The sequence below is a fragment of the Streptomyces sp. NPDC057010 genome (assembly GCF_042673805.1).
In the GTDB taxonomy this organism is placed as follows: domain Bacteria; phylum Actinomycetota; class Actinomycetes; order Streptomycetales; family Streptomycetaceae; genus Streptomyces.
Window position 1 is genome coordinate 184,199 of record NZ_JBHUSC010000008.1, and the last position, 13,234, is coordinate 197,432.

Here is a 13,234-nt window from a genome sequence, read left to right on the forward strand (position 1 = left end):
CCGCACGCGCCGTGCGGGGCACACCCGCGTTCCCGGGGTGTCACGGGACGCTAGTGCCCCTTGTGGTGCCGTCGCGGGAGGGCCATCACTATTGGATAAACATCCGGGCGAGTACTCGAAAGGCTGATATGTTGCCGCGCCCTATGCGCGGACGGCGGCCCGCCCGGGAGCCGCGGCCATCCGCCGGGCCAGGGCCGACCGCAGGGCCGCGGCGGTCTCGCCGGCCTCGGGGTCGCTGACGGAGATACGGGCGTACGGCGCCGACGGCAGCAGGTCGACACGGACCACCCGTAGGTCGCGGGCCCGGATGGCGACGAAGTCCCGGCCGGAGGCGTGCCGCCACGTCCCCAGGCACAGCACGGAGGGCACGAGCCTGCCGCGGGCCCGCGCGCCGCGCAGCGGGCGCCACCAGTCCGTCACGACGGAGACGTCCGCCACGGCCGCGAGGGGCACCCGCGGGCCGTTCTGCCGGGCCGCGATCCTCTCCCACCAGGACAGACGTACGACCATCTGGTCTCCGTCGACGTACAGCCGCGCCATGTCCGCCTCCCAGGGTGGGGGGAATCATCCCTTTTGCCATATATACCCCTTGCGCGACCTGGCGGCGTAACACGCTGTTAACGGAAATCCCGTATCGCGCATCATTGACGGTCGCCAGATTAGCGAGATACTTGCTCCACTCTCCCCGCTGCCCCGAGATTGAGGTGCCGCCCCATGGAGCTCTCCCCCTCTGCCCATGTCGACACGTTCTGTCGTGATCGCCTCCCGCCCTTCCCCCTCTGGCCCGAACTGCACTTCGACCTGCCGGAGTTGCAGTACCCGGACCGGCTCAACTGCGCCGAACGGATCCTCGACGACACCCTCCGGCGCTGGGGGCCCGACCGGCCCTGCCTGCTGACGGACACCGACCGGTGGACCTACGGTGACCTGCTGGAACGCGCCAACCAGGTCGCCCGCGTGCTCACCGAGGACCACGGACTGGTCCCGGGCAACCGCGTGCTGCTGCGCGGCCCCAACAACCCCTGGCTGGTGGCCGCCTGGTTCGGCGTCCTCAAGGCGGGCGGCGTCGCCGTCACCACCATGCCGCTGCTGCGCGCCGGCGAGCTCGCGGAGCTGCACGAGATCAGCCGGCCGACCGTCGCCGTGTGCGACCACCGCTACCTCGACGAGCTGACCGCCGCCGTCGGCGCGGGCGCTGCCGGCCCGGCCGTCATCGCCTACGGCGGTCCCGGCGAGGAGGACCTCGTCGCGCGCTGCGCCACGAAGGACGGCCGGTTCGACAATGTCGCCACCGCGGCGGACGACGTCGCCCTGATCGCCTTCACCTCGGGCACGACCGGACGGCCGAAGGCGACCCTGCACTTCCACCGGGACGTCCTGGCCAACGCCGACACCTTCTCCCGCCACGTCCTGCGGCCCCGCCACGACGACGTCTTCACCGGGACCCCGCCCCTCGCCTTCACCTTCGGGCTCGGCGGCCTCGTCGTCTTCCCGCTGTACGCCGGCGCGGCCACCCTGCTGATCGAGCAGGCGGCCCCCGAGCGGCTGGCCGAGCTCGTGGAGGACCACGGCGTCACCGTGCTCTTCACGGCGCCCACCGCCTACCGGGCGATCATGGCCGCCGGCGCGGTGCACCGGCTGGCCGGTCTGCGCCGCTGCGTGTCCGCCGGGGAGGCGCTGCCGGCGGCCGTGTGGGAGGAGTTCCACGCCGCCACCGGCCTGGGCATCATCGACGGGATCGGCGCCACCGAGATGCTCCACGTGTTCATCTCGGCCTCCGACGGCGACATACGCCCCGGCTCCACGGGCAGGCCCGTCCCCGGCTACCGGGCCCGCGTCGTCGACGAACAGGGCGACCCCGTCCCCGACGGGCAGCCGGGGCTCCTCGCCGTCACCGGCCCCACGGGCTGCCGGTACATGGAGGACCCGCGCCAGAGCGTGTACGTCCGGCACGGCTGGAACATCACCGGCGACACCTACGTCCGCGACGCCGACGGGTACTTCTGGTATGTGGCCCGCAGCGACGACATGATCGTCTCCTCGGGCTACAACATCGCCGGCCCCGAGGTGGAGAAGGCGCTCGCCACCCACCCCTACGTCGCCGAATGCGGCGTCGTCGGGGCCCCGGACGAGAAGCGCGGCATGCTCGTCAAGGCGTACGTGGTCCTGCGCCCGGGAGTCGCGCCCGACCGGGAGACGGCCAAGGAGCTCCAGGACCACGTCAAGCGGACCGTCGCGCCCTACAAGTACCCGCGCGCCGTCGAGTTCGTCACCGACCTCCCGCGCACCGGCAACGGAAAGCTACAGCGCTCCGAGCTGCGCAGGCACGCCCAGGCGGGCCCCGCGGCCGAGGCTCCGAACCTGCCCAGCGTCGTCGTCGAGCGGCGCGTCGAATGGCCCGACACGGACGCCGCCGGCCACTACCACCACTCCACCGTGGTGCGCTGGGTCGAGGCGGCCGAGGCCGTCCTGCTGCGGCGGCTGGGCCTGGCCCACCTCTTCGGCAGCACCCCGCGCGTCCACTTCGAGGCCGACTACCGGGCCCGGCTGTGGTTCGGCGAGACCGTCCGCACCGAACTGGCGGTCGTCAAGGTCGGCACCAGTTCCCTGCACTACGCCTTCACCGTCCGCGGCGAGGGGGAGGAGCCGGCCGCCACCGGGCGCATGGTCATCGCCCACTCGGCCGCGCGCGCCACGGGATCCGAGCCCTGGCCCGCCGAGGTGCGCGAGCTCCTCACCAAGGCCGGCCCGCAGGCACCCGAGCTGTTCGCGTGACCCGGGGCGGCCCCTCGCCCCACGGGATGTGCTGCATTCTTGACGGTCGCCAAATCTGCGGCATATCCTGTTTTCCGGAACCACAAGGAGGAACACCGTGCGTGTAGCAGTCATCGGAGGAGGCCCCGGCGGGTTGTACTTCGCGGCACTGGCCCAACAGCTCTCACCGGAGTGGGAGATCACGGTCTGGGAACGCAACGCCCGTGACGACGCCTTCGGCTTCGGCGTCGTCTTCTCCGACGAGACGCTGGACGGCATCGCACAGGCCGACCCCGCCGTGTTCGCCGCCATGTCCGCCGAGTTCGCCCGGTGGAGCGACATCGACGTCCGCTACGGCGGCGAGGTCCACGTCTCCGGCGGCCACGGCTTCGCCGCCCTGGACCGCAACCGGCTGCGGGAGATCCTGCAGAACCGCTGCGCCGAGCTCGGGGTGCGCGTGCACTACGGCACCGAGGCACCGCCCGTCGAGGAGCTCTCAACCGGCTACGACCTGGTGGTCGCCGCGGACGGCATCCGCTCCACCGCCCGCGACACCTACGCGAGCAGCTTCCGCCCCGACCTCGACGAGCGTCACTGCCGCTACATGTGGCTGTCCACCGACCGCGTCTTCGAGGCCTTCACTTTCATCGTCGAGAAGCGGGACTTCGGCAGCGTCCAGGTCCACGCCTACCCCTACGACGGCCGGCGCAGCACCTTCATCGTGGAGATCGCCGAGGACGACTGGCGGCGCGCGGGCTTCGAGGCCCTCGCCGACCGGGAGTTCGCCCGCGGCGAGAGCGACGAGGCGAGCGTGCGGCGGTGCGAGGAGATCCTCGCCGACCACCTCGACGGCCACCGCCTGATCCCCAACGCCTCGAAGTGGATCCGCTTCACGACCGTCCGCAACGCCTCCTGGCGCCACGGCAACGTCGTCCTGCTCGGCGACGCCGCCCACACCGCCCACTTCTCCATCGGCTCCGGCACCAAGCTCGCCATGGAGGACGCCCTGGCCCTGGCCGCGTGCCTGCACGAGCACCCCGACGTGGCCTCGGCGCTCGCCGCCTACGAGGCCGAACGCCGGCCGGTGGTCGAATCCACCCAGCGCGCCGCCCAGGCCAGCCTCGAATGGTTCGAGAACGTCGGCCGCTACACCGGCCAGGAGCCCCCGCAGTTCGCCTTCAACCTCCTCACCCGCAGCCGTCGCGTCACCTACGACAACCTGCGCGTACGCGACGAGAAGTTCACCGCCGAGGTCGCCTCCTGGCACGCCGGCGGGAGCGCCCTCACCGCCGCCCGGCCCACTGCCGCCGCCGCCACGGTGCCGCCGATGTTCCGCCCGTTCCGGCTGGGCGGCCTGCTCCTGCGCAACCGGGTCGTCGTACCGCCCACCGCGCTGTACACCGCCCGGGAAGGGGTGCCGGGCGACTTCGAACTCGTCCACCTGAGCACCCAGGCCCTCGGCGGCAGCGGCCTGGTCCTCGCCGGAATGACCGCGGTCAGCGCCGAAGGCCGGGCCACCCGGGGCTGCCCGGGCCTCTACACGGACGAACAGGAAGCCGCCTGGCGGCACATCGCCGACTTCGTCCACGGCCAGTCCGACACCTGCCTGGGCATCCAGCTCACCCACGCCGGCCGCCGCGCCGCGACCGGTGTGCCCAGGCCGGACGGCCGGGCCGTGCCGCTCGGCGCCGACGGCTGGCCGCTCGTCGCCGCCTCCCCCCGGGCCTGGGACGAGAACTCCGCGATCCCGCGGGAGGCCACCCGCAGGGACATGGACGCCATCACGCGCGACTTCGCCGCCGCCGCCGCACGCGCCCACCGCGCCGGCTTCGACGTCCTGGAACTGCAGTACGGCCACGGCCACCTGATGTCCGGCTTCCTCTCCCCGCTCACCAACGAGCGGACCGACGAATACGGCGGCAGCCTCACCGGCCGGCTGCGCTTCCCCCTGGAGGTGCTGCGCGCGGTACGGGCCGTCTGGCCCGAGGGCAAGGCCCTCGTGGTCCGCATCTCCGCCACCGACTGGGCCGACGGCGGCACCGGCGAGGCCGACGCGGTGGAGATCGCCCGCGCCCTGGCCGAGGCCGGCGCGGACGCGGTCGACGTGTCCACCGGCGAGGTCGTCGCCCACGAACGGCCCCGGTACGGCCGCAGCTACCAGACCCCGTACGCGGACCTGATCCGCAACGCCACCGGCGTACCCACCATCGCCGTCGGCGCGATCTCCACGTACGACGACGTCAACTCCATCATCCTGGCCGGCCGCGCCGACCTGTGCGCCGTCGGCCGCGCCCAGCTCCACGACCCCCTGTGGACGCTGCACGCCGCGGCCGCCCAGGGCTACAGCGGCCCCGCGGCACCGTGGCCCGCCTCCTGGCGGGCGGGCAGCGGCCGCCCGCCGGGCGCGCGCGCCGACCGCGTCGCGCCCCGCCTCCAGCTGCTCCGCGAGTCCTCCGCGCCCGTGCACCAGCGCTGGGTCCCGAACCTCCCCGCCGCGGCCGCGGCCGCCCGCTGAACTGGAGAACCATGGACAACCTGCCACGCTTCACCGCCGCGGCCGTACAGGCGGCCCCCGTCTACCTGGACGCCGCGGCGACCGTCGACAAGGCGGTCGGGCTCATCGCCCAGGCGGCGGAGAACGGCGCCGAACTCGTCGTCTTCCCCGAGGTGTTCGTCCCCGGATACCCCTACTGGAACTGGACGATGAACCCCGTCCAGGGCTCGCCCTGGTTCGAGCGCCTCTACCGCGCGGCCGTCGACGTCCCCGGCCCGTACGTGGACCAACTGCGCGCCGCCGCACGCCAGTACGGCGTCGTCCTCGTCATCGGCGTCAACGAACGCGGACCCCACAGCCTCGGCGTCCTCTACAACACCCTGCTCACCATCGGCCCCGACGGCGAACTCCTCGGGGTCCACCGCAAACTGGTGCCCACCTGGGCCGAGAAGCTCACCTGGACCGGCGGCGACGGCAGCTCGCTGAAGGTCCACCCCACCCCCGTCGGCCCGCTCGGCGCGCTCGCCTGCGGCGAGAACACCAACACCCTGGCCCGCTTCACCCTCCTCGCACAGGGCGAACTGGTCCACGCCTCCTGCTACATCGCCCTGCCGGTGGCACCCGCCGACTACGACATGGCCGAGGCCATCGCCGTCCGCACCGCCGCACACAGCTTCGAGGGCAAGGTCTTCTCCGTCGTCGCCTGCTCCACCATCTCCCCGGAGATCGTCGACGCCCTCGCGGGCGAAGACGAGGAACTGCGCAAACAGTTCACCCGCCCCCGCAGCGCCCTGTCCGGGATCTTCGGCCCCGACGGCCGCCCCGTCACCGAACCCCTCGTCGACGAGGAGGGCATCGTCTACGCGGAGATCGACCTGGCCCGCTGCATCCAGCCCAAGCAGATGCACGACATCGTCGGCCACTACAACCGCTTCGACGTCTTCCAGCTCCACGTCGACGACCGCCCCCGCACGCCGGTGACCTTCGCGACGGACCGGGCGCACCCGGCGGCACCCCTCACCACCGACACCACCGGCATCACGAAGGAGGACGCATGACCACCGAGTACGACGACACGCAGCTGGGACGCGCACGCGTGTCCGACTCCCCCGAACTCGCCGCGTTCTACGGCGAACTCGCCCAGCTCGAAGCGGGCGCACTGTGGACCGTGGCCAACGACATCGAGCCCTGGTACCCCCAGCCCAAGTCCGTACCCGTGCTGTGGCGCTACAGCGAACTGCGCCCCCTGGTCCGCAAGGCCCTCGACCTGGTCAAGGCCGACGACGCCGGCCGCCGCGTGGTCATGCTCGTCAACCCCGGCCGCAAGGACGTCAGCGCCGCGGTCGGACTCCTCTACACGGGCCTGCAGATCATGGGCCCCGGCGAGGCCATGACCGCCCACCGCCACCAGGCCGCCGCCCTGCGCTTCGTCCACGAGGGCACCGGCGCCTGGACCATCGTCGACGGCCAGAAGCTGAAGGTCGGACCGGGAGACTTCGCGATCACCCCGAACGGCACCTGGCACGAGCACGGCAACGAATCCGGCGACGCCCCCGTCATCTGGCAGGACGGCCTGGACATCCCGCTGGTCAACGCCCTGGACGCCGGGTTCTACGAGGTCCACCCGGAGCTGTACCAGACCCCCGGGAAGGTCATCAACTCCTCGGTGCTGACCTACGGCGCGAACCTGCTGCCGTACGGCGCGGAGAAGTGGACCCGGCCCTACTCGCCGCTGCTGGCCTTCCCCTGGGAGCCCACCTACGAGGCCCTGCGGAACCTGGCCAAGGCCAGTGAGGGATCCCCGTACGACGGAGTGATCGCCGAGTACACCAACCCGCTCACCGGCGGCTCCGTCATGCCCACCATGGGCGCCCACATGCAGCTCCTGCGCCCCGGCCAGGCCACGCAGGCGCACCGCCACACCGGCTCGGTCATCTACACCGCGGCCAAGGGGCGCGGCGTCTCGGTGATCGCCGGACAGCGCTTCGAGTGGCAGCAGGGCGACATGTTCTGCGTGCCCTCCTGGGCCTGGCACGAGCACGAGAACCTCGACCCGTCCGAGGACGCCTGCCTCTTCTCCTTCAACGACTTCCCCGTCATGCGCTCGCTCGGCTTCCACCGCGAAGAGGCGTACCCCGACAACGGCGGCCACCAGCCCGCCGTCTGAGCCGCTCCGCCGCACCGGACGCCGCGCCGGCCCTGACACCGGCGCCGGTGCGGCGGAGCACCCCCCTGCCACCCTCCCTCCCCCTCACACGCAAGGAGCACCCCATGCGGCTGGTCACCTACACCGTCGACGGCTCGCCCGACCGCCTCGGAGCGCAGGTCGACGACCTGGTCGTCGACCTCGCCACGCTCGCCTCCGCGGCCGGCGCACACCTGCCCGCGGACCTGCTGTCGTTCATCCGGGCCGGCGAGGAGGCGCGGGAAACCGCCCGCGGCCTGCTGGCCGGCGGCCCCGCGGCCTGGCCGGCCGGGGCCGTGCACCCGATCGGGGAGGTGACGGTCGCGGCCCCGCACCGCCCCGGCAAGATCATCGGCGTCGGCCTCAACTACGTCGAGCACGTGGAGGAGTCCAGCCGCAGCCTGGACACCGACCGGGAACTGCCGCCGCGCCCCGTCCTGTTCAGCAAGCCCGCCACGGCCGTCACCGGACCGGGTCAGCCCATCCTGCACAACGCCGACCTCACCACCCAGCTGGACTGGGAGTGCGAACTGGCCGTCGTCATCGGCCGCACCGCCTTCCGCGTGAGCGAGGAGGAGGCCTACGACCACGTCTTCGGCTACAGCATCGTCAACGACATCAGCGCCCGCGACCAGCGCCGCTCCGGCCAGTGGTTCTTCTCCAAGGGCCAGGACTCCTACGCCCCCTTCGGCCCGGCGGTGGTGACGGCGGACGAGATCGCCGACCCGATGGCCCTCGACCTCTCCCTGCGCGTCAACGGCGTCACCAAGCAGAAGTCCAACACCCGCCACATGCTCTTCCCCATCGCCCGCCTCATCGCCGACATCTCCTCCGGCGTCACCCTCGAACCCGGGGACGTCATCGCCACCGGATCGCCGTCGGGCGTGGGAGCCGGCATGGTCCCGCCCGAGTTCCTGCACCCCGGCGACACCGTCGAGGCCACCGTCGAGGGCATCGGCACCCTCACCAACCCCGTCGTCGACGCCCGCTGACCCGCGATCCCGATCCCGCCCCCCCCGCCCCGTCCAGGAGGACCCGTGCCGCCCCGCACCTACCGCATCGGCCAGATCGTGCCGAGCTCCAACGTCACCATGGAGACGGAAGTCCCCGCCATCCTCCGTGCCCGGCAGGCGATCGCGCCGGACGAGCGCTTCACCTTCCACTCCAGCCGGATGCGCATGACCCATGTGACCCCGGAACAGCTCAAGGCCATGGACGCCGACTCCGACCGGTGCGCCGTCGAGCTCTCCGACGCGCGCGTCGACGTGCTCGGCTACGCCTGCCTCGTCGCCATCATGAGCATGGGCCTCGGCTACCACCGCACCTCCGAGGAGCGCCTGCACACCCGTACCGTCGAGAACGGCGCGCCCGCCCCCGTCGTCACCAGCGCCGGAGCCCTCGTCCACGGCCTGCAGACGATCGGGGCGAAGAAGATCGCCCTGATCGCCCCCTACATGCGCCCGCTGACCAGGACGGTCGTCGACTACCTCACCCACGAGGGCATCGAGGTCCTCGACTACGAGGCCCTGGAGATCCCCGACAACCTCGACGTCGCCGCCCACGACCCGGCGCGCCTGCCGGGACTCGCCCGGGCCCTCGACCACGCCGACGCCGACGCCGTCGTGCTCTCCGCGTGCGTCCAGATGCCCTCACTGGGCGCCATCGAGGAGGCCGAACAGCTCCTCGGCAAGCCCGTCGTCTCGGCCGCGGTGTGCACGGCCCACCAGATGCTCCGCGCCCTGGGCCTGCCGGCCGTGGCCCCCGGAGCGGGCCACCTCCTGTCGGGCGCGTATGCGCAGTGACGGCGCCCGGCCGCCCCTCCCCGGGCGGCCGGCCCACCGTGACCCGGACCTGGGCCGCCCCCCGGCCGCCCGGCTCGGTAGGATCGCTGCCGCACACGACGGAAGGCGATCATGGCGGACAGTCCCCTCAGGCCCAGCTCGTTGATCAACACGGTCTACGGGGCGTTCCTGCGCCGCCTCGGCGGCTGGATCTCGGTCGCCGACCTGATCACCCTGATGTCCGAACTGGACGTCGACGGCCCGGCGGCGCGCTCGGCGATCTCCCGCCTGAAGAAGAAGGGCGTCCTCGAAGCGGAGCGCCGCGGCGCCACGGGCTACCGGCTGAGCCCGGCCGCGCAGCCCGTCTTCGACGAGGGCGACCGGCGCATCTTCGGCAGCCTGGAACCGGCGAAGCTGAGCGACGGCTGGGCCATGGCCGTCTTCTCCGTACCGGAGTCCGAGCGGTCCTACCGCTACCAGCTGCGCACCCGGCTGACCTGGCTCGGCTTCGGGAACATCGCCCCGGGCGTCTGGCTGGCCCCCGGCCGGCTGCTCGACGACTGCCGCGACATGCTCATCCGCCTCGGACTCAGCGACTACGTACACCTGTTCGCCGCGGACTACGCCGCCTTCAGCGACCTGCCCGCGACCGTCAGCTCGTGGTGGGACTTCCCCGCGATCCAGGCGCAGTACGCCACCTTCACCCACGAGTACGGCCCCGTCGCCGAAGGTCTCGCGCAGCAGCGCGAGATCGACGGCGGCGAGGCCTTCCGCCACTACGTCCCGATGCTCACCCAGTGGCGCCGGCTGCCCTACCTGGACCCCGGCCTGCCCAGCGAGCTGCTCCCCTCGGACTGGAACGCCGTCGACGCCCGCCGGATCTTCCAGCAGCTGCACGAGGTGCTCGCCGAGCCCAGCCTGCTGCACGTACGGCAGGTCACCGGCCTGCCGTAGGCCGGGCCCGAGTCCTAGCCCGTCCCTCCGCAGGGCGGCACCACCGCTACGGCGTCCCCGGGTGGTGCAGGCGGCGCCAGTACCCCGCCAGGTCCCCGACGGAGGCGGTCACCGAGTCCAGGGCCATCGTCGTACGGGACTCCCGGTCGTAGCGGTCCCAGCGCGGCATCGGATCGTGGTTGGGATCGCCGGTGCGGATGAAGGAGATCCACGCGGCGTGCACGGTCGCGGCGAGACCGTCACGGACCCGCGGGTTCAGCCCCGCCAGGAAGGGCGCCTGCGACCACTTGTCGAAGTTGTCGAAGACGAACGGCAGCTCCAGGCAGTGGGCGGCGCCCAGTTGACCGTCGTGGGCGGGTGTCGGCAGGTTGAACTGGTACGCCCAGACCGGCCGCCCGCGGGCCGCCCGCCGCTCGGCCAGCGCCACGGCGGGCATGCGGAACAGGTCGTCGGTGATCAGGTCCATGAGGACGTCCACCGGGCGGGCGCCCGGCCGGGCCTCCTCGTAGGCGGTGTACGCCAGGGCCGCCCGGTTGCCGAAGGTGTCCCGAGCCCGCGCCAGCACCTGCTCCTTGGTCGCGGCGGCGTACGGCTCGCTGAGCGCGAAGGCGAAGTTCGCCTCCTCCCTGGTCCAGCCGATCAGGACGTCGATGTCCGCCCCGGCCCCGCCGAGCAGCAGCTCGACGGGGTCGCGGTCCAGCGTGCCCTCGTCGAGCACCGGCAGGAACGGGGTCGACCAGTACCCCCACTTGCTCGTGCGCCCGAACATCTCGAAGGTGGCGGCGAGCAGGCGCTGCCACGGCACGGCCCGCAGCTCCGCCACGTTCTTGGCGCCGGCGATGTCCAGGAAGGTGGCGGTGCGCTGGAGCGACTCGGCGCGGGTGGGGATCTTCAGCCCGAGCGGCGGGCTCTGCAGGATGGCCCGCCGGAACAGCGGGCGCCCCTTGGCCCGGGCGGCGCCGGCGAGCGCGGCGACCGACAGCGCGCCGCCGGACTGGCCGGCCAGGGTGATGTTGTCCGGGTCGCCGCCGAACGCGGCGATGTTCTCCCGGACCCAGCGCAGTGCGGCGAGCTGGTCGGTGAGCCAGAAGTTCCCGCCGGCCCCGTCCTCGCCGAAGTAGAGGTAACCCAGGGCTCCGAGACGGTAGTTGAGGTTGACCACGACCAGGTCGCCGTTGCGTGCGAAGGTCTCGCCGGAGTAGCCGGGCACCGCGCCGGAGCCGGAGACGAAGCCGCCGCCGTGGATCCACACCAGCACCGGCCGCTTGGCGCCGTCGGCCCCGGGAGTCCAGACGTTGAGCGTGAGGCAGTCCTCGTCGAAGGGCGGCGAGCCGTGCGATCCGAGGACGGGGTCGCCTCCTTCCCGGTAGGGCTGCGGCGCGCTCGGGCCGAACGCGGTCGCGTCGCGCGTTCCCTGCCATCCGGGGTGGGGCTGCGCCGGCCGCCAGCGCAGGGCGCCGACCGGGGGCGCCGCGTAGGGCACGCCCTTGAACACGGCGAGGCCCCCTTCGACGGCTCCGCGCAGGCGGCCCGCGGGCAGCTCCACCTCGGGGGAGGAGGCGTCCGCGCGGGAGGCGGCCTGTGCGCCGGCTGCGCCGGGGACGCCGGAGAGCAGCGCGGCTCCCGCCAGTACCCCGCTGTTCCTGAGGATCGCGCGCCGCGATGGATCGTCGGTCATGTCGCTTCACTCCCTGACTGCTCAAGAGCCCGTAGCCGAAGTGGCATTGCGTCAAATTGACGAGGGTCAGTGTTACGGCATGAAACCTGTCTTGTGAAGTCTTGACGACCGTCTGAAAAGCACGATAGACACGTGTCACTTCCCGGACCCTCACGGCAGCCCAACAGCAACATCCGGCCCTCCGAGGCCGGTTGACGACGTACGGAGATCCCATGGCAGGTCGGTTTCGTCCCGTTGGTCCGATCGCCGCAGCAGCGGCCCTCTTGCTGGCCACGGCATGCGGTGGCGCCAGCCTCGGCGCAGGTGGCGACGACGGGCAGAGCGGTCCCGTGAAGCTCGGGCTCCTCGTCCCGCAGTCGGGCACCTACAAGGCGCTGGGTGACGACATGAAGCAGGGCTTCGAGCTCTACGTGAAGCAGCACGGCGGCAGACTCGGCGGGCGCGAGGTGGAGATCGTGGTCGCGGACGAGGGGGAGACGGCCGACTCAGGCAAGGCGGCGGCGGAGAAGCTCGTCAAGCAGGACCGGGTGCTGGCGGTGAGCGGAGTGGTGAGCTCGGCCACCATCAACGGGGTCAAGGACCTCTTCGAGAGCAGCAAGGTCCCGCTCGTCGGCTCCAACGCCTCCCCGACGACACTGACCGGCACCACCTACGTCTGGCGCACCTCGTACGTCAACGACGAACCCGGCAAGGCGCTCGGCAGGTACGTCGCCGAGAAGGCCGGCGGCCCGGTCTTCCTCGTCGCCGCCGGATACCAGGCCGGCAAGGACGAGGTGGAGGGCTTCAAGTCCACCTTCCTCCCGGCGGGCGGCACGATCGCGGGGGAGGAGGTCTACACGCCGTTCCCGGGGACGAAGAACTTCCAGCCGTACCTCGCGCAGATCGAGAAGTCCGGCGCTAAGGCCGTCTTCTGCTTCTACGCCGGCGGCGCGGCCGTCGACTTCGTCAAGCAGTACCGGGACTTCGGACTGGCCGGCAGGATCCCGCTCTACGCACCCGGCTTCCTCACCGAGGGCGGAGTCCTCAAGGGCCAGGGAGACGCCGCCGAAGGCATCCTCACCGCCCTCAACTACGGCGCGGACCTGGACAACCCGGCCAACAAGCAGTTCGCCCCCGCCTACACGGCCGCCTACGGCTCGGCCCCCACCACCTACGCCATGGCCTCGTGGGACGCGGCGCAGGTGCTCGACAAGGCCATCAAGGCCGCCGGCACCAAGGTGACCCCGGAATCCGTCAACGCCGCCATCGCCAAGGTCGGCGACATCGACAGCCCCCGCGGCACCTGGCGGTTCAACAGCGACGGCACGCCCGTCCAGCCCTGGTACCTGCGCGAGGTCAAGCAGGGGACCAACACCGTGACGTCCGAGCTCGTCCGGCTGGGCGGCTGA

At 72.2% G+C, this 13,234-nt stretch carries 9 protein-coding genes and 2 pseudogenes; 9 read left to right on the top strand and 2 right to left on the bottom strand.

Features of this window, described 5'->3' with window-relative positions:
* Positions 1–141 precede the first annotated feature (141 nt).
* Positions 142–540, bottom strand: a complete 399-nt coding sequence (locus ACFTXQ_RS11805) for a hypothetical protein (protein WP_382638807.1) — start codon at positions 538–540, stop codon at positions 142–144.
* A 174-nt stretch (positions 541–714) separates the two neighbouring features.
* Between ACFTXQ_RS11805 and ACFTXQ_RS11810 the strand changes: the two are divergent.
* From ACFTXQ_RS11810 to ACFTXQ_RS11845, 8 genes and pseudogenes are all read left to right on the top strand, one after another.
* Positions 715–2,346, top strand: a pseudogene (locus tag ACFTXQ_RS11810) (AMP-binding protein); the annotation flags it as partial.
* A 54-nt stretch (positions 2,347–2,400) separates the two neighbouring features.
* Positions 2,401–2,775, top strand: a pseudogene (locus tag ACFTXQ_RS11815) (acyl-CoA thioesterase); the annotation flags it as partial.
* A 97-nt stretch (positions 2,776–2,872) separates the two neighbouring features.
* Positions 2,873–5,269: a bifunctional salicylyl-CoA 5-hydroxylase/oxidoreductase gene (locus ACFTXQ_RS11820; RefSeq protein WP_382638810.1), complete on the top strand. Its 2,397-nt coding sequence runs from the start codon at positions 2,873–2,875 to the stop codon at positions 5,267–5,269.
* Positions 5,270–5,280: 11 nt separating this feature from the next.
* Complete coding sequence (locus tag ACFTXQ_RS11825; protein WP_382638813.1) at positions 5,281–6,306, top strand: carbon-nitrogen hydrolase family protein; 1,026 nt, start codon at positions 5,281–5,283, stop codon at positions 6,304–6,306.
* A complete protein-coding gene (locus tag ACFTXQ_RS11830) occupies positions 6,303–7,415 on the top strand; it encodes a cupin domain-containing protein (RefSeq protein WP_382638816.1) in 1,113 nt (370 codons plus the stop codon). Before ACFTXQ_RS11825 ends, ACFTXQ_RS11830 begins: the two co-directional genes overlap by 4 nt.
* A 104-nt stretch (positions 7,416–7,519) precedes the next feature.
* Positions 7,520–8,425, top strand: a complete 906-nt coding sequence (locus ACFTXQ_RS11835; RefSeq protein WP_382638819.1) for a fumarylacetoacetate hydrolase family protein — start codon at positions 7,520–7,522, stop codon at positions 8,423–8,425.
* A gap of 99 nt (positions 8,426–8,524) precedes the next feature.
* Entirely contained in the window at positions 8,525–9,235 is a 711-nt protein-coding gene (locus ACFTXQ_RS11840) for an Asp/Glu racemase (protein WP_382638904.1), read from the top strand.
* 111 nt (positions 9,236–9,346) lie between these two features.
* Positions 9,347–10,168, top strand: coding sequence for a PaaX family transcriptional regulator C-terminal domain-containing protein (locus ACFTXQ_RS11845; protein WP_382638822.1), 822 nt, complete (start codon positions 9,347–9,349; stop codon positions 10,166–10,168).
* A gap of 46 nt (positions 10,169–10,214) precedes the next feature.
* Here the strand turns inward: ACFTXQ_RS11845 and ACFTXQ_RS11850 are convergent, their stop codons facing one another.
* Complete coding sequence (locus tag ACFTXQ_RS11850) at positions 10,215–11,846, bottom strand: carboxylesterase/lipase family protein (protein WP_382638825.1); 1,632 nt, start codon at positions 11,844–11,846, stop codon at positions 10,215–10,217.
* A 329-nt stretch (positions 11,847–12,175) separates the two neighbouring features.
* Here ACFTXQ_RS11850 and ACFTXQ_RS11855 point away from each other — a divergent pair, with 329 nt between their 5' ends.
* On the top strand, positions 12,176–13,234 hold the full coding sequence (locus ACFTXQ_RS11855) for an ABC transporter substrate-binding protein (protein WP_382638828.1): 1,059 nt from the start codon (positions 12,176–12,178) through the stop codon (positions 13,232–13,234).